Genomic DNA, 21,215 nt, shown 5'->3' with positions numbered 1-21,215 from the left:
ACGATATCCGGATAAGCCGATGGTGACGATCCTGTTCATTTCCTTCTTCGGGCTTCTCGTCATCGGCGTGCCGGTGGCGTTTTCGCTTGCGATCTCGGCCGCGCTCGCCGTCCTGTTCGGATCGAGCTATCCGATGCTCGTCGTGATCAAGGAGATGTTCTCCGGCCTCGACAGTTTTCCGCTGATGGCGGTGCCGTTCTTCATCCTGGCCGCCGAACTGATGACGGGCGGCGCGATGACCATCGTCCTGCTGCGCTTCGCGTCCCAGTTCGTGGGCCATCTGCGGGGTGGTCTGGGCTATGCCAATGTGCTGTCGTCGACGATGTTCGCGGGCATTTCCGGCTCTGCGCTCGCCGACGCCGCCGGTCCGGGCGCGATGATGGTGCGGATGATGGAACGAAGCGGTTACGACAAATCCTATGCCGGCGCGCTGACCGCATCGAGCGCGGTGATCGGCCCGATCATCCCGCCCTCGATCATCATGATTCTCTACGCCATGCAGGTCAACGAAGTCTCGGTCGGCGGGCTGTTCATGGCCGGCATCCTTCCGGGGCTTCTGATGACGGTAATGCTGTGTGCCGCCAACTGGCATGTCTGCCGCCGGCGCGGTTACCGCGCGAGCGAACCCAGGCCCTCCTTCCCCGAAATGGTGCGCACCACGGTCATGGCCATTCCCGCCCTGGTGCTGGTCGGCATCATCATCGGCGGCATCCGCGGCGGCGTCTTCACGCCCACCGAAGCCTCGGTGGTGGCGGTCTTCTACGCCTTGCTGTGCGGCGGCTTCGTCTACCGGTCGCTGAAGCCGCGCGACCTGCCGGCGATCGTCCTGCGCGCCGCGCTTGTCAGCGTCTCGGTGCTCCTCATCCTTGCCGCCGCGCGCGCCTTCGCCTGGGTTCTCATCATCGAAAGCGTGCCGCAGACGCTCGCCGAACTCATCACGGCCTGGAACCTGAGCCCGATCGTGTTCCTGCTCGCCGTCAACCTGCTGCTGATCCTGTTCGGCATGTTCATGGACCCGCTGCCCGGGGTGATGGTGCTGGTGCCGATCCTCTCGCCGATCGCCCTGAGCCTCGGCATCGACCCGTTCCAGTTCGCCATGATCGTGATCGTCAACCTGACCATCGGGCTGGTCACGCCCCCGGTCGGGGCGTTGCTGTTCGTCATCTCCTCGACGGTCAAGCTCGACGTGGGCGAACTTGTCAGGGAGATGCCGCCCTTCATGATCGCGCACCTGATCGTGCTGATGCTGCTGACACTGGCGCCGGCGCTGTCGTCCTGGCTGCCGCAGGCGAGCGGCTTCTGACCCTTCCCGCGGGTGCGTGCGCGAGGCGCGATCAGGAGGCGAGGCGGCCGGCCGCGTCGGCGAGCGTGACCAGCCCCCTCACCAGATGCTCCGGCGCCGTGTCTTCGTCGGGATTGTGGCTGATGCCGCCGATCGAGGGCACGAACATCATGCCCACCGGCAGGACCTGCGCCACGTTGGAAGCGTCGTGAAGCGCGCCGGACGGCATCCGCCGCCAGGCACCGGCAGCATGGGTCTCCGCCGCCGCGGTGATCGCAGCGACAAGGGCTTGCGACATCGGCACCGGCTCAAATCGCGGGCCTTGCTCGATCTCCAGGGCAAGCTCGCGGTCGCGGGCGATCGTCTCGGCCAGTTCCAGCGCGATCGCCATCAGCGTCTCGAGACGGTCGCTGTCGGGATCGCGCATCTGCACCGACAGGCTCGCCTTTCCCGGAACGATCGAGGCCGCATTGGGCTCGACCGCGAGATGGCCGTGTGTCCAGACGGTCTTCTCCGTCACATGCGGCGCGAAGGCCTCTTCGAGATCGCGGATGAACTGTGCGGCGGCGCGGAGCGCATCGCGGCGAAGATGCATCGGCGTGGTTCCGGCATGGTTGGCCTGCCCGACAAACCGCAGGGTGAAGCCGCGCATGCCGACGATCGCCTCCACCACGCCGATGGCTTCGTTCGACTGGTCCAGCACCGGTCCCTGTTCGATATGCGCTTCCAGATAGGCCGAGAACCGCCCGGCCGGAACCTCCGCCACGGGGGCGATCCGCCCGACCGTGCAGCGTGCGTCTGCGAAACGCGCACCTTCGGCGTCGTGCAGGGCATCGGCCTCTGCAAGCGGCATGACGCCGGCCCAGACAGCACTTCCGGTCAGCCCGCCGAAGCGTCCTTCCTCGTCCTGGAACGACACCACCGCCACCCGCGGCCCGCCGCTCTCGAGCGATGCTCGCGCGACCTCCAGGCCGCAGAGCACGCCATAGATCCCGTCGAGCCACCCGCCCAGCGGCTGGGTGTCGCTGTGCGATCCGATCAGCAGGCACGGCCCGACCCCCGGGGGGATGCCGAACAGGTTGCCGCAGGCATCGACCGTGACTTCGAGTCCTGCGTCCCGCATGCGCTCGGCAAGCAGGGCGCGGGAAGCAAGATCCGGCTCCGAAAAGGCCATCCGCGCCACGCCCTTTCCCTGGGCGCCGAAGCGCCTGAGTTCTGCAAGCTCGGCCAGAAGCCGGTCCGGGTTCACGGGAATGGGTTTCATGTCGGCAACCTCAGCTACGGGAGTGTCGGGCCCAGGCGAAATGCCGCTCGAGCCTTTCGGAGACGGCAAACAGGGCGAGGATGAACATCAGGTACAGCGCGCCCACCAGCGCCCAGACCTCGAAGACGGCGAAGGTGCGGGCGATCACGACCTGACCCGCAAAGGTCAGTTCAGCCACCGAAAGCGCCGAAAGAAAGGCCGATTCCTTGGTCACCGTGGCAAACAGGTTGGTGCTCGCCGGCAGCGCGAAGGGCATCAGTTGCGGCAACACCACCAGCCGGAAGGCCTGGGCCTTGCCGAGGCCCAGCGCATCGGCCGCTTCCCACTGGCCTGCGGGGATGGCGAGCAGGGCGCCGCGCACGATCTCGGCCATGTAAGCGGCGGTATAGAGCGCAACGGCGGTGATGCCGAGCATCTCCATCGGCAGCCGCAGCCGCAGCACGCCGGCAAAGGCGAACAGCAGGCTCGCCTGGATCAGGAACGGGGTGTTGCGGATCGCCTCGACATAGGCGCCGGCGATGATCCGCGGCAGCGCATGCCGGCCTTGCCGGGCAAGCCCCAGCGGCGCGCCGATCAGGGCGCCCAGAACGAAACCGGACAGCACGATCCGGATCGTGTTCCAGAACCCTTCCAGGATCTGGGTTCCGTTGACGGCGAGGAACTCGGTCATGCCCGGTGCTCCACCAGCGCCAGCCGGCGCTCCAGAAGCCGTGACAATTCGGACAGGGCGTACAGCACCGCGAAATAGAGCAGGGCCGCCGCCAGCATCGGCACCAGCGGATCGAAGGTCTGCATCGCCACCTGCTGCGAGCGCCGCGTGAGATCGACCACGGTGATCAGCGACAGCACCGGCGGCGCCTTGACCAGGAATGTCATCTCGCCGACGATCGCAGGCAGCGCGATCCGCAGCGCCTGTGGTCCTATCACTCTCGCCCAGGTCACGCCCGGGCTCAGCCCCAGGCTCGCCGCGGCATCCCATTGCCCGCGGCCGACCGAGGCGATGGAGGCCCGCAGGATCTCGCTCAGGAAGGCACTGCCGTTGAGCGCGAGTGCCAGCACGCCCACCCAGAAGGCGGAGACCCGCCCCAGCCCGAGCAACGCCGGTACGCCGAAATAGAGAAGGAAGACCAGGATCACGATCGGCAGGCCGCGCATCAGCGAGACCCATGCCCAGGCTGCTTTCTGCAGCAGGCCTATATCGGAGCGCCGCGCCAGCACCAGCGGCACGGCGAGGAGGATGGCGGCGATCATGCCCGCCAGGCAGATCGCCAGGGTGGCGGCAAGCCCATCAAGAAGCAACGGAAGGGTCTGCAGGACCCGAACGATGAATTCCATAAGCCTGCCGCCTTGCCCCGAGCCCTATTGAACCGCGCCGTCCGGCAGGTAGTTTTCTGCCGGAACCGGTGTGGCGACGCCAATCCAGCGTTCCTGCATTTCGGCCAGGGCGCCGCTGTCGGCAAGCCGGCCGATGGTGCCGTTGATGCTGCCCAGCAGGCCCGGATTGCCCGGGCGCAGCACCCAGGACAGCATCACCGGATCGCCGTAGCTGCCGGCAACGCGGAACTCGCCGGGCGCGCTGGCCATGAATTCGCCTGCCGTCAGATTGGCCACGATGATGGCATCGACCTGGCCCGAACGCAAAGCGAAGGCCGTGTCCGGGAAGGTCTGGTAGAGCCGCAGATCGGAGAAGCCTTCTCCCTTGTCGGCGAGCATCTTGTCGATGTCGCGGGCAACGGCTTCAGTCGAACTGCCGAGCTGGGTCCCCACCAGCTTTCCGGCGAGGTCGTCCACGGAGGTGATGTCGTCCGCGTCGGCCGCTGTCACGATCACGTTCTCGATGGCGGCGAAAGGCCGGGTGAAGGCATAGGTGGCCGCCCGTTCAGGATTGATGGCGACCGATGTCGCCACCAGGTCATACTGCCCGGCCGCCAGGCCCGCGAGAATGCCCTGGAACGGCAGGTCGAGCTGTTCGACCTCGACCTCGAGATCGGCGGCAACCTGCTTCAGCAATTCCGAGCCGAAGCCGACGATCTTGCCGTCCTGAACGAATTCGAACGGGGCGAAGGCAGCCTCGGTGGCCACGACGATGCGTCCTTCCGAGCGAATTTTGTCCAGATCTTCCGCATGGCTGGCCGTCGTCGCGAAAACAGCTGCTGCGCAGGCCAATAATCTGGTGATCTTGTTCATGACTGGCTCCATGTTGGGGGGTGGTGTGGCATCGGCAGTATGGTCCGGACGCTAGGCGTGCCGAGATTGACCATAAACGGCAAATTTGGCTAGCATGGTTGCTGATCCAGTCAAGTGAACAGAAAGAACCTCATGCGTGGCTTTGCCCTTTCGAGCATCGATCTGCGGATCCTCAACGTGTTTGTCGATGTCGTCGAGCATGACGGATTTTCTGCCGCGGCGGAGGCGAAGGGGATCAGCCTCTCGGCGGTCACGCGGGACATCTCCGCGCTTGAAACGCGCCTCGGGCTCAAGCTGTGCCGCCGCGGGCGCGGCGGCTTCGGCATCACCCCCGATGGCGACGCCGTCTACCGCGCGACGCGGCGGTTCATGGAGGACGTGCACAGTTTCGAGGAGCGGCTGCAGTCAACGCGGGCGTCGGTGCCGCATCCGATCGAGATCGGCATCATCGACAACATCATCGCCAATCCGCACTGTCCGATCATTCCGGCCCTCAGGCGCTTCAGGTATGGCGCACGGCCCTACAGCCTGCGCATCGGCGTCCACCCGGTGCGGGCGATCGACTTCCTGGTGCGCGACCGCAAGCTCGACATCGGCTTTACCAACCTGCGCACGCCGCTCGCCTCGCTGGCCTATCAACTGGCCTTCATCGAGAAGCACGCATTGTTCGTGAGCCGGCATTGCCCGGATTTCGACAAGGTCATGGCCTGGCGCCCCGGCACGGCGTCCTCGCCGCTGCCCTATGTCGCCCGGTCCTTTCCGACCGACGAGTTCGCGCGCTTCGAAAGCTCCATGCCGCTCCGGGCCACGGCCTATGGCGACAGCCTGGAAGGCGTGCTGACGGCGGTGGCGGCCGGGCTGGGCACCGGCATCCTGCCGCTGCACGCGGCCGCACCCTTTGCCGACCTGGTGGCGCTGCCTTACCCGGAAGAGGGGCTCAGCGTCGATTTTCACGTGGTCACGCGCAAGGACATCCCGCCCAAGGGCGCCGTGGCGGAACTGGCCCGCAACTTCGCGGCCGTCGGGCGGGATACTTCCCAAATTGCGCAAGTGAAGTGTGCGCCTGCGCGCTTTGACTGACGCTTTGCGAAGCTATGGTGTCCCGCGGAACCAATGCAGGAGTACGTGGGAATGTCGCAGGCTGAAGAGATCTGGGTCGAGTCGGAGTGGGCTGAACTCAGGGAATGTGTTTACGGGTCGCCCGATGCATGGGTTCTTCCGAAATTTCTGGGCGATGCGAGGTTGCGCGCCCAGGGCGAATTCGGCGCCTTCTGGCAGGCCAATGCCGGGCGCGACGTGGCCGAGGCGGCGCCGGAGATCTTTGCGGAGATGCGCGCCCAGGTGAGCGGCGCGATCGAGCTTCTGCGCGGGCTCGGCGTGACCGTCCATGTCGCCGGCCCGATTTCGCCCGACAATCGAAAGTTCCCGCGCGGCGAAGACCATGGCGTCAGCACGCCCTGGATGCGGGATCCGTTCGTCACCATCGGCGCCAATGTCATCGAACTCGCGCCGCGCAGCCTGTTTCACCGCCGCCAGCGCTTCGCGATCCGCGGGATTCTCGCCGGGACGATGGCCCGCGGCGCGCGCTTCTTCGCCCAGCCCGACTCCGGCGCCGACGATTATGTCGACGGACCGGGTTGGGGCTATCTCGAAGGTGGCGACGTGTTCGTGCTCGGGCGCCGGGTGCTGGTCGGCAATTCCGGCGGCTGCTCCAATCCCGAGGGCGCGCGCTGGCTGCAGCATGCGCTCGGATCCGGCTACGAAGTCGACACCGTCAGCATCGATCCGATGTTTCCGCATCTCGACTGCGTGCTGATGACCCCGCGCGAGGGCGTGGCCGTGGCCTGCCTGGAGGCGCTGCCCGAGGGACTGCCGGCCTTCATGAAGGAGTGGGACGTGATCGATGTGCCCAAGGCGCTGGCCAAGGGCCACATGGGCTGCAACAATCTGGTGCTCAACGACCGCACCGTGGTGGTTCCCTCCGAAGAGGCGCTGGAGCCGGTGGCCCAGGCGCTGAAGGCGCGGCAGTTCGAGGTGATCCGCATCCCCTACCGCGTGCCCTGTATGGCGGGCGGATCGTTTCGCTGCGCCCATCAGCCGCTGCGCCGGTCCTGAGCGGCAGGCGCCATCCGGCGCTCGGGGCGGAAGGTCGCGCCCCCTCGCTCTGCCCCGGCGCTTCGGGGCAGGCGCGCCGTGCCGCAGGTTTGAGGCTTGGCGTTTCGCGTAGCGGGTATACACTTGCCGCGGATCGCGCGAAGGATAGCCCATGACCCAGCACATCGAATCACGCACGCCCCGGCTCGCCATCCTGATCGACGCCGACAACACCTCCGCCAAGATCGTCGATGGCCTGTTCGAGGAGATCGCCAAGATCGGCGAGGCGAGCGTCCGGCGCATCTATGGCGATTTCGCCAGTCCCCGCTCGAAGGGATGGACCGAGGTGCTGGCCCGGCACGCGATCATCCCGCAGCAGCAGTTCGCCTATACCAGCGGCAAGAACGCGTCCGACATCACGCTGGTGATCGACGCGATGGACCTGCTGCACAGCGGCCGCTTCGATGGCTTCTGCCTGGTCTCCTCCGACAGCGACTTCACCCGGCTCGCCTCCCGGATCCGCGAGCAGGGCGTCGATGTGTTCGGCTTCGGCGAGCAGAAGACGCCCGAGAGTTTCCGCCAGGCCTGCCGCCGCTTCACCTACACGGAAAACCTGCTGCCCGACCTCGATGCCGATCGTGGCGGCGCCGCGGACGCTGCCACATCATTGCAGCCGCCAAGTGCGGCGACGCCCGTGCTCAGAAAGGTGATCCTGCAGATGGACAGCGAGGACGGCTGGGTGCCTCTCGGCGCGCTCGGCACGCAGCTCGCCAATCTGTCATCGGATTTCGACCCCCGCACCTTCGGCTTTCGCAAGCTGAGCGATCTGGTCCGCAAGACCGGCGCCTTCGAGCTCGATCAGACCGATGGCAAGACCCTGCGCGTGCGCCTGAAACAACCGGGCGGCAAGAAGGCCGACCGCTAACGCCAGCCAAAGCCCGCCCGGCCGCGCCCCCGGTGAGGGGGCGACACCTGCGCTGGAGCCCCTCCTGCGGCTTCGGGCTGTTTCGACCCACGCCCCCGTGAAGGGGCGACCACCGGCGACGCCGGGCAGCCGGTCACCTCCGGCGTTTCGATCCACGCCCCCGTGAAGGGGCGACTGGGCCGACGTGATTTCGGGAGGGATGGCGACATGTTTCGATCCACGCCCCCGTGAAGGGGCGACGATCGCTGGTCGAGCGCATAGAGCGGCTCGAAGAGGTTTCGATCCACGCCCCCGTGAAGGGGCGACTTGAACAGCCGCTACAACGCATTGATCTGGTACCAGTTTCGATCCACGCCCCCGTGAAGGGGCGACGTCCCACATATCAGCGCCCCGCGAGGTTTTGAGCGTTTCGATCCACGCCCCCGTGAAGGGGCGACCCCTGTACCGCGGACTCAAGGCGCTGGCGAAATCGCTGTTTCGATCCACGCCCCCGTGAAGGGGCGACGGGCAGGCCTGCGCGGCGGATTGGTTGCCCAGCGGTTTCGATCCACGCCCCCGTGAAGGGGCGACTGACCGACAAGGCCAATTGCCGCCGGTGCGGCAAGGTTTCGATCCACGCCCCCGTGAAGGGGCGACAGCCACTCGTCATCGATCGCGGCCAGCGATAGCCGTTTCGATCCACGCCCCCGTGAAGGGGCGACCAAGAGCGCGGCATCATCACATCTGGCCACGGCTGGTTTCGATCCACGCCCCCGTGAAGGGGCGACGCAGTGTCGACGTTATGCCCTTGGCGCGCGACCTTGTTTCGATCCACGCCCCCGTGAAGGGGCGACGGGCCATGCTGTCGGTCGCCTGGCGCCACGGCCAGGTTTCGATCCACGCCCCCGTGAAGGGGCGACGTGGCGGCAAGGACAGGTTTGCGGTGCACCCGGGCGTTTCGATCCACGCCCCCGTGAAGGGGCGACGCAGCTCGCCATCCATGCCGAATTCGGCACACAGGTTTCGATCCACGCCCCCGTGAAGGGGCGACGTAGCCCTTGGGGCTGCCCTGGTTGGTCGCGTCCGGTTTCGATCCACGCCCCCGTGAAGGGGCGACGTCGAAATATCGGCTCGAGTAGAACATGATATCGTTTCGATCCACGCCCCCGTGAAGGGGCGACGTCGCCGTCGTCGGTTTCTTGCCAGGCCAGGTCGGTTTCGATCCACGCCCCCGTGAAGGGGCGACGGCTTTCGTCCGGTTGTCGATGTCAGCTTGCCCGGGTTTCGATCCACGCCCCCGTGAAGGGGCGACGGTGGCCTCATTCCGGGGCCGGGGTCGCTGCTTGTAGTTTCGATCCACGCCCCCGTGAAGGGGCGACTCCAGGTGATGTTTAGGCACTTGCCCTTGTCGTCGCGGGGAGTTTCGATCCACGCCCCCGTGAAGGGGCGACCCTACAATCTGTACATCGATGACAGCTGGAACTTTGTTTCGATCCACGCCCCCGTGAAGGGGCGACGATGTCGGCAAATGCATCATCGTTGCTGTTGTAGGAGTTTCGATCCACGCCCCCGTGAAGGGGCGACGGAAGATCGCGCCAAACCGGCCCCTGCAGTGGGCGTTTCGATCCACGCCCCCGTGAAGGGGCGACCGACCAGGCGCGCACGCCGGGCAGCTTTTTGGGGTTTCGATCCACGCCCCCGTGAAGGGGCGACACATAGAGCACCGGTGCGCCGCCCGAGAGCAGTGCGTTTCGATCCACGCCCCCGTGAAGGGGCGACACGGCGCGATCCTCGACATCAAGAGCCTGCGCGCGGTTTCGATCCACGCCCCCGTGAAGGGGCGACGATCGTGGATGCGCGCCGCCACCTGGTCGCGGCCGTTTCGATCCACGCCCCCGTGAAGGGGCGACTAAAGACGCCTTGCGGACCCGTTGATATCCTTGTGTTTCGATCCACGCCCCCGTGAAGGGGCGACTCTCGCTGATCGCGGCTTCTACCGTGCCGATCAAGGTTTCGATCCACGCCCCCGTGAAGGGGCGACCGCTCGCCGGGCATGACATTGGTGGCGATGCCGGCGTTTCGATCCACGCCCCCGTGAAGGGGCGACTTGCGGGCCGAGCTTGGCTGAGTGCGCCGAGATGTTTCGATCCACGCCCCCGTGAAGGGGCGACGGCTGCAGGATATCAGTCCCGAGGACGCCTGCGCGGTTTCGATCCACGCCCCCGTGAAGGGGCGACTGCGGTTGTTCTAACCCATTGCGGGGGCGAGTGAAACGGGGGAGCAGGCGCGATCCGTGCCGAAAAGGGATGCCGCAGCCTCGGGGTGGTGCCGGGCTTGAGCAGGAGCTGTCGCCGTTTCAGGTGCTTGGGGCGGGTGCGAACCTGCCGGGGTTTTGCCGCACGCTTGCGGTTCGCACCGCTGTAGCGGGTCCCCGGGGGGCTGGCTCGGGCGTGCGCTCGGGCGCGGGCACGGCGCGGGCGCGGTCGTTCAGGACGCAGCCAGGGAGGCGGGGGGCCTGCCGGCGCGAACTTCTGCTTCCGGGGGGCCTGCTCTTTGGCGGATCCGCCCGGCGTTCACATTCATCCGCGCAGCAGGCGAGCGGCCTGTGCTCCCCGCCCGTCCTGCGGCATGGGGAGGCTGCGGCCGCTCTCCCCTTGCGGCCTGCGAAGTCCCCAGTCTAGAAGGGGGCTGATCCGCCGCTCCGGCGGGCACTTGGCCGGAAAGGCGGCAGCGGGCGTGGCATGAGCAAACCGGGCGGGATCGAAGCCTTCATCATTCATCTGGCGCGCGCCGAGGCGCGGCGGCCGCAGGTCGAGCGCATCCGCGCCGCCTCGCCGGTGCCGGCCGAGGTGATCGACGCGGTCGACGGCCGGGCGCTGCCCAAGGCGGAGATCGACGCCGTCCTCAGCCGTCAGAGCCTGTTCGATCCGCCCTATCCGTTCGAGCTGTCGATGGGCGAGATCGGCTGTTTCCTGAGCCACCGCAAGGTCTGGCGCGAGATCGTCGAGCGCGGGCTCGCCGCCGGCCTCGTGCTCGAGGACGATGTCGAGATCGATCGCGAGGCCTTTGCCCGTGCCTTTGCGATGGCGAGCGAGGTGGTCGATCGCGAAGGCTACATCCAGTTCCAGGTCCGGCCGGTGCCCGGGAGTGCCGCTGAGGTCGAGCGCCGCGGCGACGTGGTGCTGGTGCGGCCGGACATCGTCATGCTGCGCACCTCGGCGCAGCTCGTGAGCGCCGCGCAGGCGGCGCGGCTCCTCGAACTCAGCGAGCGCATCGACCGGCCGGTGGACGGGCTGTTGCAGATGGGCTGGGTGACCGGGGTCGCGCCCGGCTGCGTGATCCCCTCGGGCGTGAGCGACCGCACCGCGCAAGCGGGCGGCAGCACCATTTCCATCGCCGGCCGTGGCGGGCTTGCGGGCAGGCTCGGCCGTGAGCTCCGGCGCTTTGTCTATCGCCGCCGCATCCGCGCCTGTTCGGCACGGTTTCTCGCCGCGCGCGGAGGCCGGCCGTGAGCGTACTGGTCACCGGCGGCGCAGGCTATATCGGCAGCCACATGGTGCTTGAACTGCTCGCGCGCAACGAGGACGTCGTCGTCATCGACAATCTGTGCACCGGCAATGCCTGGGCGGTGCCGGCGGGCGCCACGTTCTACCGCGCCGATATCGGCGACGCGCAGGCGCTCGAAACCATCTTTTCCGCCCATGATATCGAGGCTGTCATTCATTTCGCCGGGCTCATCGTGGTGCCCGACTCGGTGGAGCGTCCGCTCGATTATTATGGCGAGAACACCTGCAAGTCGCGCGTGCTGATCGCCCATGCGCTGGCGGCGGGAGTCCGGCATTTCATCTTCTCTTCTTCGGCTGCGGTCTATGGTGCGCCGGGGCTCGAGCCGGTCGTCGAGACGGCGCCCTTCGCGCCGGAATCGCCCTATGGCGCGTCGAAGATGATGACCGAGCTGATGCTGCGCGACGTATCTGCAGTCAATCCGGAATTCCGCAGCTTTTGCCTGCGCTATTTCAACGTCGCCGGCGCCGACCCGAAGATGCGCGCGGGCCAGTCCTCGGGCAGGTCCACGCATCTCATCAAGATCGCCGCGGAGGCCGCGACCGGAAAGCGCGACCGGGTCCAGGTCTTTGGCGACGATTTCGAAACCCCGGACGGCACCTGCGTGCGCGACTATGTGCACGTCACCGACCTGGCCCGCGCCCATTTCGGCGCGCTCGACTATCTGCGACGCGGCGGGGCGTCGATGGCGGTCAATTGCGGCTCCGGTTCGGGCTATTCGGTTCGCGAGGTGATCGCGGCGGTCAAGGCGGTCTCGGGCGTCGATTTTCCGGTGGAGCGCGCGCCGCGCCGGGCGGGCGATGCGGCCATGATCGTGGCCGATTCCACGCTCGCCCGCGACGTGCTGGGCTGGGCGCCCGAATATGGCGATCTCGAAACCATCATCACCCATGCGATCGAATGGGAACGCCGGCTCGCCGCCCGCCAGAGCCGTGCCTGACCGCCATGCCGTGTGTCTCGGGGCCAGGCGCTCCGCCCGACCTCAGGATGTTTCGGCGGGCACACGAATGCCGCGCGACATCCTCACGGTTGGTCGGGCTTGAGGCTCCATTGCTCCCAGATGAAGTCATAGCTCCAGTCGCACCGGTGGGTGTGTGAGAGCTGTTGGCGGATCTCGTCGCGGGCGGCGATGTGGCTCGTGTCGAACAGGTGGAACTGGATCTGCAAAAGCCCGAAGCGGCGAAGCAAGCCGGCCGCATGAAGCGCCGGCAGGAGGTCGTATTCGCCGCCCTCGATATTGATCTTGGCGACGTCGATCCTGTCCGGCTCGAAGCCGGCCATGAAGTCGCTCACGGCGACGACGCGTCCCGTCAGGGTGCTGCCGGAGGTTTTCAACGCGGAGGAGGCGTCGCCCTGGTCGGAGATCGGGAAACTGCCATGCGCGCCTCCGAGCGCAAACGGGTTGACGGTGATCTGCGGAATGGCCGCAAATTTCGCTTCAAGCTCGGCCGCAAAACGGGGATGCGGCTCGAAGATCTGCGCCCGGCAGCCGTAATAGTCGAACAGCGCCTGCGTCCAGCTGCCGCGAAACCCGCCGAAATCGAAGATCGTCGACTCCGGCGTCAGGCCGGGAAAGCGGGTGCGGCGGGTCTCGCCATTGTCGGCACGCCACCGGCGGTATTCGAGCCGCTGGGTTTTCAGATGCGGATTTTGCTTTTCCTTGAAATGGCGGCGGATTTTTCTCAACATGCATCGCATCCAGGCGTGATCGGCAAAGCAACGTCATGTCACAGCTTTGCCTCCGGCGCCATACCGGGGGCAAGCCCGGCCGGGGCAAATTGCGATTGACCGGCCGGCGGTTTTTCTCCTAAGCCCAACCGATCACGGCCGGCGAAGTGACTTGCGGCCTGCCTTCCATCGCCAGCCCGTATGCTGAGAAGAGACCTGCGCATGATCATCACCCACATCAATGGCGGCCTCGGCAACCAGATGTTCCAGTATGCCGCGGGCCGGGCGCTGGCGCTGCGCCACGGCACGGATCTTCTGCTCGATACGCGCGCATTCGACGGCAGCACCCAGTTCGGCTACGGGCTCGACCATTTCGCCATCGTCGCGCGCAAGGCCGGCGATGGCGACCTGCCGCCCGAGCGCAAGCGCGCGCCGCTGCGCTATCTGCTCTGGCGCGGCCTGAAGCTCAAGCCGCGGCTGGTGCGCGAGGACGGCTTGAGTTTCAACGCGGGCTTCGATGCGCTTGGCGACGGCGTCTACCTCAAGGGCTACTGGCAGAGCGAGCGCTATTTCAAGCGGTTCCAGGCGGAATTGCGCGCCGATTTCCGGATCGTCACGCCGCCGTCCGACCAGAATGCCGCGATCCTCGCCGAGCTTGCCGAACGGCCGGCGATCTCGCTGCACATTCGGCGCGGCGACTATGTCCGCGACGCGCGCACCAACGCCACCCATGGCACCTGCACGCTCGATTACTACGCGCGGGCGGCCGAACGCATCGCAACAACCATGTCGGATGCGCCGCTGATCGTGACCTTCTCCGACGATCCCGCCTGGGTGCGCGACAATCTCCGGCTGCCCTTCGAGATGCGGGTGATGGACCACAATGATTCCGACCACAATTACGAGGATCTGCGGCTGATGAGCGCCTGCCGGCACCACATCATCGCCAATTCCTCGTTCTCCTGGTGGGGCGCCTGGCTCAACCCGTCACCGGACAAGGTGGTGGTTGCGCCCTCGCGCTGGTTCGCCGACGACAAGCTCGTCAACCGCGACATCTGGCCCGAGGGCTGGATCCGGCTCGACTGAGCGGGCGGCCGCGCAGACTTCAAACGTCAGTGCTGTTGCGGCCGAAGGCCTGGGTCAGCGCCAGGTGCAACTGCTCCATCGGCTTTTCGAGCGGATAATGGTGGTTGCCGATGAACAGCCCGTTGCGGTCTGCGAGTTCGGCATTGGCAAGGCTGCCATGGATCTCGTGATCCATGTAGCGCGTGACCACCTCGTTCTTGGCGAAATTGCCGGCCACGATCGGCCGCGCCTCGATGCCGTGCCGGTCGAAACAGGAAACCAGCTCCCTGCGGCTCAGGCCGCAGTCGGGGTCGAGGATCATCGAGAAGCCGAACCAGCTGCTTTCGCCGGTCTCGCGCTGGGTGCGGATCTGCGGGAAGTCCGCCATCACCTGCTTGAACAGCGCCGCGTTCCGGCGCCGGTTCTCGACGATCATCGCAAGCTTCGCCATCTGCTCGATGCCGATCGCGCCGCTCATTTCCAGCGGCCTGAGATTGTAGCCCGGCAGCACGAAACGGAAGGCTTCCTCGAACGGATCGTCGCCCTTCACCCCGGTCACGCGGTTCGGGTTCGGCAGGTTGCGGGTCCAGCCATGCGCGCGCAGGCTCAGCATGATGTGGAACAGCTCCTCGTCATGGGTGACGGTGACCCCGCCCTCCATGGTGGAGATATGGTGCGAGAAGAACGCCGAATAGCTGCCTGCGAGCCCGAAGGTGCCGGCCTGGCGGCCGTTGAAGGTCGCGCCCAGCGACTCGCAATTGTCTTCGAGCAGGACGATGTCGCGCTCGCCGATGATGGCGGCGATGCGGTCGAAATCATTGGGGTTGCCGAGAAGATTGACCGCCATGATCGCGCGGGTGCGCTCGGTGACCGCCGTTTCCAGCCGGTCGAGATCGTAGTTGAGCGTGTCGAGATCGATATCGACGAATTTGAGCCTGAGCCCGTACTGGTAGAGCGGCGCATAGGTGGTGCTCCACGAGACCGCCGGCACGATCACCTCGTCGCCGGGTGAAAGCTTGTGGCGCGAATGGTAGCGCAGCGCCGCGACGAACAGGAGGTTCGCCGACGAACCCGAATTCGACATGATCGCATAGGGCGCGCCGAGCTGTTCGGCGAACAGCTTCTCGAACGCCGCCACTTCCTTGCCCATCGAGAAGAAGCCGGATCGGACCACCCGGTCGATCGCCGCATATTCCTTTTCGTCCCAGGAACTGGTGGCCAGCGGGAACGCGATCTCTGTCACTTGGAAGTCTCCTTGGACGCCTCTTCGAGCGTGCGGTAATGCGCGTAGGTCTCGGCAATCGCCTCATCGAGCGGGGTCGCGGGCATCCAGCCGAACTGCTGCTGCAAGGCGACCGAAACCAGCTTCTGCTTCATGCCCACGGGCTTCGAAAGATCATGGGTGAAGCTGCCCTGCCAGCCGATCACCCGCGCCACGGCGGCATAGTAATCATTGATCGAATGGTCGGTGCCCACGCCCATGTTCATCGTGGCCGGCAGTTCGTCGAAGCGTTCGACCGCGGTCCAGATGCCGTCGGCGAGATCCGAGGCGAACATGAATTCGCGTCGCGCTTCGCCGCTGCCCCAGATCTCGACCGTCCCGGCGCCTGTCCGCTTCGCCTCGTCCACCTTGCGGATGATGGCAGGCAGCAGGTGCGAGACGGCCGGGTCGAACTTGTCGTGAAGGCCGAACAGGTTGCACGGGATCAGCGTCTTGTAGGAGAGATGCGGATCGGAGCGGCTTACATAGTCGCAGAGCCGTGCCGTCATCACCTTGGCAAGCGCATAGCCCTCGTTGGTGGGCTCCAGTTCGCCCGTCAGCACCGCGCTTTCCTCAAGCGGGTTTGGGGCGGCGCGCGGATACATGCAGGAACTGCCGATATTGATGAGCTGCGGCACGCCCGCCTTGCGCGCGGCGATGACGATGTTGCGGCCCATGTCGAGGTTCTCGACCAGGAACTCGACCGGATGGGCCATGTTGGCCTGGATGCCGCCGACCCGGCCCGCGGCATGGATGATCATGTCCGGCTTGAGTTGCGCCACATAGCTTTCGGTGGCCGCGGCGTCGGTCAGATCGAGTTCGCGGCTTGGCGGCGCGACGAGTTCGTGCCGGCCTTGCTCCGCGCGGTCGCGGATGTTGCGGCCGACCATGCCGTTGCCGCCGGTGAGCAGGATCTTCATCCGCGCACGCTCCCGGCCAGGTTTCGGGCGGGCTCAGCCATCGCGCCGCGCCTCTTCGAGATCGGCCTCGGCCATTTCGGCGACCAGATCGGCAAACGAGGTCTGCGGCGTCCAGCCGAGTTTCTGCCTGGCCTTGGAGGCGTCGCCGAGAAGTGTCTCCACCTCGGTCGGGCGGAAATAGCGCGGGTCGACCGCCACCACCACTTTGCCGGACTCGTCGCGGCCGACCTCGTCCACGCCTTCGCCCTCGAACGTGATGCGCATGCCGAGCGCGTCGGCGGCCGCGAGCACGAAGTCGCGCACCGAGTACTGCACGCCGGTGGCGATCACGAAATCCTCGGGCTCCTGCTGCTGCAGCATCAGCCACTGCATCTCGACATAGTCGCGCGCATGGCCCCAGTCGCGCAGCGCATCCATGTTGCCGAGCTTGAGCACATCCTGCTTGCCGAGCTTGATGCGCGCCAGCGCCCGTGTGATCTTGCGGGTCACGAAGGTTTCCCCGCGCAGCGGGCTTTCGTGGTTGAACAGGATGCCGTTGCAGGCATAGAGCCCGTAGGCCTCGCGGTAGTTGACCGTGATCCAGTAGGCATAGAGCTTGGCCACGCCATAGGGCGAGCGCGGGTAGAACGGCGTGCGCTCGGTCTGCGGCGTCTCCTGCACAAGGCCGTAGAGCTCGGAGGTCGAGGCCTGGTAGAACCTGGTCTTGTCCTTCAGGCCGAGGATGCGGATCGCTTCCAGCAGCCGAAGCGTGCCGAGCGCATCGGAATTGGCGGTGTATTCAGGCTCCTCGAAGGAGACCGCGACATGGCTCTGGGCAGCGAGATTGTAGACCTCGTCGGGCTTGGTCTGCTGCAGGATGTGTGTGAGCGACGAGGAATCGGTCATGTCGCCGTGGTGCAGCACGAACTGGCCGGAGCGTCCGTACTCGCCGTCGAACAGGTGGTCGATGCGGGCGGTGTTGAACAGCGAGGTGCGCCGCTTGATGCCGTGCACCTTGTAGCCCTTCTTGAGCAGGAACTCCGAAAGATAGGCGCCGTCCTGTCCGGTCACGCCGGTGATCAGGGCGGTTTTGGGCGATGTGCTGTCGGTCATGGCTTGGGTTTCGTCCTTTGCGCGGCGATCTCGACGATGCGGGCTGCGGCCCGCTCGTGGTCGGCGTATCGAGATGCCTTTTCCTTGTTCTTGGCGATAAATTCAAGACGCGAGGCATAGTCGGCCTCTGAAACCGAGCCGATTGCGGCCTCAATGTCCGCAAGCGAGCGGCACACCATCATGCCGCGGGTGTCGAAAATCTCTTCGATGTCCTGGGCGCCCCAATAGATCGGCACGGTCTCGCAGAGCAGGCAATCGATCAGCTTTTCCGTGACATAGCTGGGCTCGCGCACATTCTCGATGATCACCGAATAGCGGTACGGGGCAAGCCCGTCGGACTTGCGCTCGAACGGCGCATAGCCGCGGCCGAGAATGTCGGCCTCGACGCCGTTCGCGCGGATCCAGTCGACCGTTTGGTGGCGCAGCCTGTGGCCTTCATAGGTCCGCTTTTGCGATGCGATCAGCGAGAGCATCCGGGTCTTGCCGGTGTCGATCCTGCGCCAGTCCGGCACCCAAGTCGAGCCGAACACGAAGCGGTGGCCGTTCGGGATTGCCCGAAGCAGCGCGGCATTGCAGCTCAGCACCTTGAAAAAGCGCCACCACAACAGCCTGAGCCAGATCATGTTGCGCCGGTGCACGGCCTCGGGCTCGACCACGATCACCGACATCCGCGCCCGCACTCCCGGACGCGGCATGTAGAGCAGCCGGGAATTCACATAGGCGACCAGATGATCGTCCGGACTCATGTCGGCGATCGTGCCGTGCGCAAGCCGTGAAGGCCGGCCAAGCGGCCAGGAAAGCTCGTCGAGGTTCAAGCGCGCAAAGCTCAGCGTCGCCCTTTTGCCATAGGGCACGATGGCGATCGCCGGGGCCGTGTCCGGGCGCTCGGGTGTCTCAGTCATGGCCGCGGCTGTAGAGCGAATTGTTGCGCGTGCGGCCCGTGAGCCGGTAGCCGTGGCGGGCGAAGGCGGCCGTGCAGCCCGGATAGTCCGCGCCGGGCTCGGGGTGCTCGATGACGATGCGGCGGGGCAGCATGTCCGGGGCGGCGGCGTCGAGGAAGGGCACCAGCGCCTTGTCCTCATGGCCCTCGATGTCGATCTTGAGCCCGTCGACCCTGGTGATGCCGGCCGCGGCGAGCAGAGCCGACAGCGTCCTCACCGGAATCGGGCCGGTACCGGTTTCCTCCACGGCGACGATGGCGTCGTCGTTCTTGCGCACCGCAAGCTGACCCGAGCCTTCGCGGTCGCTCACCGCACTGGCGATGGCGGTGACATTGCCGAGCCCGCTGAGCGCCGCGTTGCGCTTGAGCCGCTCGATCATCAGCGGGTTGGCGTCGATCGACACGCAGCGCCCGGTTGGTCCAGCGGCGCGGGCGAGCGGCAGGCTGTAGAGCCCGATATTGGAGCCCACATCGACGAATACGCCGCCGTCCGCGACGGCGCCGAGCAGGAAGTCGATGTCCTCGGCATTGTAGGCGGGATTGAGCAGGATGCCGTATTCGATCAGGTTGCGGCCACCTTCGAGCCGGAAGGTGACGCCCCGGAAGCCGATATCGAGCGGGCGGCCGCCGCCGAGCATGAAGACCAGCCGGGAGACGGTGGCGCGGAAGATGCCGCGGCGCAGCCAGCCGCCGCGCGCCACGTCGATCAGGCGCTGCTGCAGCGCGGTCGGGGGAGCGCTGTGCGGCCCGCCTGCGCCGTCACCCGCGGCTCCCTGTGCGGACCAGCGGCCTTTGTCGAGTGGTTTCCACTCCTGGCTCATGCGTTACCCCCATCCTTGCTGTTGCCCCGAAGCGCCCGGGCCATCATCGGGTCCCGCCTGCGGCTCGCAACGGGTCTCGTCGTGTCCGCCGGCATCGTGTTGGCGTCATCGGTCGTGTTGTCCCAGTTCCCGGTGGTCAATTCAAGCGGCCCGCTGCCGCATGTGCCGCCGTCCGGCGGGCAGATGCGTGCCGTTTACATCGGCCTGCGGTCCGCGGCAACGGGCGCAGGCAAATCCCGCCCCGGTCCGCGCAGGGCTGCGGGAACCCGGACTTGGGCCGGAACCGGAATCGCGCGCCGGCGCCGCGTCGCGCCATCACGTGTGATGCGCGGATTCCGTGTATTGGCTGAAAGGGATTCGCCTGATATGACAAAGCCACTGTTTACTGGCATACTAACATGTTAGATTGACCATCCGGCCCTGCGGACGCACCGCGTCCACATGAATCGGCCTGCAACAAACGGACACTGCATGACCACCGACCTGCCTTCGACCATTCGTCTCAATCCCCAGGACAATGTCATCATCGCCTTGAAGGACCTCGTGGCCGGCGCGGTGATCCCCGGGCTTGAGGCAGCGCTCCTGGAAACCGTGCCGCGCGGGCACAAGATCGCCTGCCGGCCGATTGTAGCCGGGGAGCGGGTCATCCGCTACGGCCAGACCATCGGTCTCGCCAGCCGCGCCATTGCTCCGGGCGAACATGTGCATGTGCACAATCTCTCGATGGGCGGCCATGCCGAGGCGCAGGAATTCTCGACCGAGATCCGGGCCTTGCCCGCGCCCGCCGAAAACCGCCATTTCATGGGCTACCACCGCGCCGACGGCAAGGTCGGCACCCGCAACTATCTCGGCATCCTGACCTCGGTGAACTGCTCGGGCTCCGTCGCCCGCTTCATCGCCGAGGCCGTGGAGAAGCAGGGCTGGCTCGACGAGTTCGAGAATGTCGACGGCGTGGTGCCGATCGTGCATGGCACCGGCTGCGGCATGTCGGGCCGCGACGAGGGTTACGAGACCCTGTTCCGCACGCTGCAGGGCTATGCCCGCAATCCGAATTTCGCCGGTATCCTGCTTCTGGGGCTCGGCTGCGAGGTCATGCAGGTGCCCGATCTGGTGGGCCGCGGCCGCATGCGCGCCGACGGCAATATCCGCTACATGACCATCCAGCAGACCGGCGGCACCCGCCGCACCATCGAGCGCGGCGTCGAGCAGTTGAAGGAAATGGCGGCCGTCGCCAACCAGGCCGTGCGCGCGCCGGCAGGGCTCGAGCACCTCGTGATCGGCATGCAGTGCGGGGGCTCGGACGGCTATTCCGGGATTACCGCCAATCCAGCGCTCGGCGTCGCCTCCGACCTGATGGTCGCCCATGGCGGCACCACCATCCTGTCGGAAACCTCGGAGATCTACGGCGCCGAACATCTCCTCACCCGCCGCGCGGTGACGCCGGAAGTGGGCGCCAAGATCGTCGAGCGGATCCGCTGGTGGGAGGACTACACCGCCCGCAATGGCGGCGAGATGGACAACAATCCCTCGCCGGGCAACAAGAAGGGCGGGCTCACCACCATTCTCGAAAAGTCGCTCGGCGCGGTCGCCAAGGGCGGTTCGGCGCCGCTGACCCAGGTCTACAAATTCGCCGAACCCGTGACCGAGCGCGGCTTCGTGTTCATGGATAGCCCCGGCTACGACCCTTGTTCGGTGACCGGGCAGATCGCCTCGGGCGCCAATCTCATTGTGTTCACCACCGGCCGCGGCTCGGTGTCGGGCTACAAGCCGACGCCCTGCATCAAGCTTGCCACCAATTCGGAAATGTATGCCCGCATGTCCGACGACATGGACATCAATTGCGGCGACATCGTCACCGAAGGCGTGAGCCTCGAAGCCAAGGGCCGCGAGATTTTCGAACTGTTCCTGCGCGTGGCCTCCGGCGAAAAGACCAAGAGCGAGGAACTGGGCTTCGGCGGCGCCGAATTCGTGCCCTGGCAGATGGGCGCGGTGATGTGATCCCGCCTCCGCGGGTGGCCCCTGTGGCCGCCCGTGGCCTGGTTTTCCCTTACGCGCCAACCCTTTGCGGCCTTGTCGTGGCATGGCAGAAATCTGCCGATTGACTCTCGCGCCGAGTCCGGTGTTTATTAGAACATAACATGAACATTTGAGGG

At 66.2% G+C, this 21,215-nt stretch carries 18 protein-coding genes and 1 CRISPR repeat array; of the genes, 8 read left to right on the top strand and 10 right to left on the bottom strand.

Features of this window, described 5'->3' with window-relative positions:
* The first annotated feature begins 19 nt into the window (after nt 1–19).
* The gene (locus AWJ14_RS06645; RefSeq protein ID WP_066176641.1) at nt 20–1,303 is read left to right on the top strand and encodes a TRAP transporter large permease; all 1,284 of its coding nucleotides are present in this window, start codon (nt 20–22) and stop codon (nt 1,301–1,303) included.
* 31 nt (nt 1,304–1,334) lie between these two features.
* On the opposite strand, the gene AWJ14_RS06640 is transcribed toward AWJ14_RS06645, so the two are convergent.
* Genes AWJ14_RS06640 through AWJ14_RS06625 form a run of 4 tightly spaced genes read right to left on the bottom strand, consistent with a single transcriptional unit; the run spans nt 1,335 to nt 4,733 of the window.
* A complete protein-coding gene (locus AWJ14_RS06640; protein WP_066176639.1) occupies nt 1,335–2,546 on the bottom strand; it encodes a hydantoinase/carbamoylase family amidase in 1,212 nt (403 codons plus the stop codon).
* Between the two features lie 10 nt (nt 2,547–2,556).
* Nucleotides 2,557–3,216, bottom strand: a complete 660-nt coding sequence (locus AWJ14_RS06635) for an amino acid ABC transporter permease (protein ID WP_066176637.1) — start codon at nt 3,214–3,216, stop codon at nt 2,557–2,559.
* Nucleotides 3,213–3,881, bottom strand: coding sequence for an amino acid ABC transporter permease (locus AWJ14_RS06630; RefSeq protein ID WP_066176636.1), 669 nt, complete (start codon nt 3,879–3,881; stop codon nt 3,213–3,215). Before AWJ14_RS06630 ends, AWJ14_RS06635 begins: the two co-directional genes overlap by 4 nt.
* A 24-nt stretch (nt 3,882–3,905) precedes the next feature.
* Nucleotides 3,906–4,733 (bottom strand): transporter substrate-binding domain-containing protein, encoded by an 828-nt coding sequence (locus AWJ14_RS06625; protein ID WP_171904833.1) that lies wholly within the window; start codon nt 4,731–4,733, stop codon nt 3,906–3,908.
* Between the two features lie 132 nt (nt 4,734–4,865).
* Between AWJ14_RS06625 and AWJ14_RS06620 the strand changes: the two genes are divergently transcribed.
* The 5 genes from AWJ14_RS06620 (at nt 4,866) to galE (ending at nt 12,235) form a co-directional block, all read left to right on the top strand.
* Nucleotides 4,866–5,813, top strand: a complete 948-nt coding sequence (locus tag AWJ14_RS06620) for a LysR family transcriptional regulator (protein ID WP_066176632.1) — start codon at nt 4,866–4,868, stop codon at nt 5,811–5,813.
* Nucleotides 5,814–5,864: 51 nt separating this feature from the next.
* The gene (locus AWJ14_RS06615) at nt 5,865–6,848 is read left to right on the top strand and encodes a dimethylarginine dimethylaminohydrolase family protein (RefSeq protein ID WP_066176630.1); all 984 of its coding nucleotides are present in this window, start codon (nt 5,865–5,867) and stop codon (nt 6,846–6,848) included.
* 151 nt (nt 6,849–6,999) lie between these two features.
* Nucleotides 7,000–7,752, top strand: a complete 753-nt coding sequence (locus tag AWJ14_RS06610; RefSeq protein ID WP_066176627.1) for an NYN domain-containing protein — start codon at nt 7,000–7,002, stop codon at nt 7,750–7,752.
* 79 nt (nt 7,753–7,831) lie between these two features.
* Nucleotides 7,832–9,968: a CRISPR direct-repeat array (repeat unit 31 nt; unit sequence GTTTCGATCCACGCCCCCGTGAAGGGGCGAC).
* Between the two features lie 504 nt (nt 9,969–10,472).
* On the top strand, nt 10,473–11,243 hold the full coding sequence (locus tag AWJ14_RS06605; protein WP_066176626.1) for a glycosyltransferase family 25 protein: 771 nt from the start codon (nt 10,473–10,475) through the stop codon (nt 11,241–11,243).
* Nucleotides 11,240–12,235 (top strand): UDP-glucose 4-epimerase GalE, encoded by a 996-nt coding sequence (gene galE, locus AWJ14_RS06600; protein WP_066176624.1) that lies wholly within the window; start codon nt 11,240–11,242, stop codon nt 12,233–12,235. The genes AWJ14_RS06605 and galE overlap by 4 nt, the downstream gene beginning before the upstream one ends.
* 83 nt (nt 12,236–12,318) lie before the next feature.
* On the opposite strand, the gene AWJ14_RS06595 is transcribed toward galE, so the two are convergent.
* Complete coding sequence (locus AWJ14_RS06595) at nt 12,319–12,984, bottom strand: FkbM family methyltransferase (RefSeq protein WP_066176623.1); 666 nt, start codon at nt 12,982–12,984, stop codon at nt 12,319–12,321.
* A 201-nt stretch (nt 12,985–13,185) separates the two neighbouring features.
* On the opposite strand from AWJ14_RS06595, the gene AWJ14_RS06590 reads away from it, so the two are divergent.
* Nucleotides 13,186–14,049: an alpha-1,2-fucosyltransferase gene (locus tag AWJ14_RS06590; protein ID WP_066176621.1), complete on the top strand. Its 864-nt coding sequence runs from the start codon at nt 13,186–13,188 to the stop codon at nt 14,047–14,049.
* Nucleotides 14,050–14,068: 19 nt separating this feature from the next.
* On the opposite strand, the gene AWJ14_RS06585 is transcribed toward AWJ14_RS06590, so the two are convergent.
* The 5 genes from AWJ14_RS06585 to AWJ14_RS06565 are packed head-to-tail and all read right to left on the bottom strand — an operon-like array spanning nt 14,069 to nt 19,062.
* Entirely contained in the window at nt 14,069–15,271 is a 1,203-nt protein-coding gene (locus AWJ14_RS06585) for a DegT/DnrJ/EryC1/StrS family aminotransferase (RefSeq protein WP_066176619.1), read from the bottom strand.
* Entirely contained in the window at nt 15,268–16,209 is a 942-nt protein-coding gene (locus AWJ14_RS06580) for a GDP-L-fucose synthase family protein (RefSeq protein ID WP_066176617.1), read from the bottom strand. The genes AWJ14_RS06585 and AWJ14_RS06580 overlap by 4 nt, the downstream gene beginning before the upstream one ends.
* A gap of 33 nt (nt 16,210–16,242) precedes the next feature.
* On the bottom strand, nt 16,243–17,301 hold the full coding sequence (gene gmd, locus AWJ14_RS06575; RefSeq protein ID WP_066176615.1) for a GDP-mannose 4,6-dehydratase: 1,059 nt from the start codon (nt 17,299–17,301) through the stop codon (nt 16,243–16,245).
* Entirely contained in the window at nt 17,298–18,203 is a 906-nt protein-coding gene (locus tag AWJ14_RS06570) for a glycosyltransferase family 10 domain-containing protein (RefSeq protein ID WP_066176614.1), read from the bottom strand. Before AWJ14_RS06570 ends, gmd begins: the two co-directional genes overlap by 4 nt.
* Nucleotides 18,196–19,062 (bottom strand): FkbM family methyltransferase, encoded by an 867-nt coding sequence (locus tag AWJ14_RS06565; RefSeq protein ID WP_083220099.1) that lies wholly within the window; start codon nt 19,060–19,062, stop codon nt 18,196–18,198. Before AWJ14_RS06565 ends, AWJ14_RS06570 begins: the two co-directional genes overlap by 8 nt.
* 471 nt (nt 19,063–19,533) lie before the next feature.
* Here AWJ14_RS06565 and AWJ14_RS06560 point away from each other — a divergent pair, with 471 nt between their 5' ends.
* Entirely contained in the window at nt 19,534–21,060 is a 1,527-nt protein-coding gene (locus tag AWJ14_RS06560; protein WP_066176612.1) for a UxaA family hydrolase, read from the top strand.
* Nucleotides 21,061–21,215 lie beyond the last annotated feature (155 nt).

Origin of the sequence: Parahoeflea olei (assembly GCF_001703635.1) — a bacterium.
Taxonomy (GTDB): Bacteria; Pseudomonadota; Alphaproteobacteria; order Rhizobiales; family Rhizobiaceae; genus Hoeflea; species Hoeflea olei.
The sequence above is the reverse complement of the archived record's forward strand: the minus strand, read 5'-3'. Positions and strand labels throughout refer to the sequence as shown.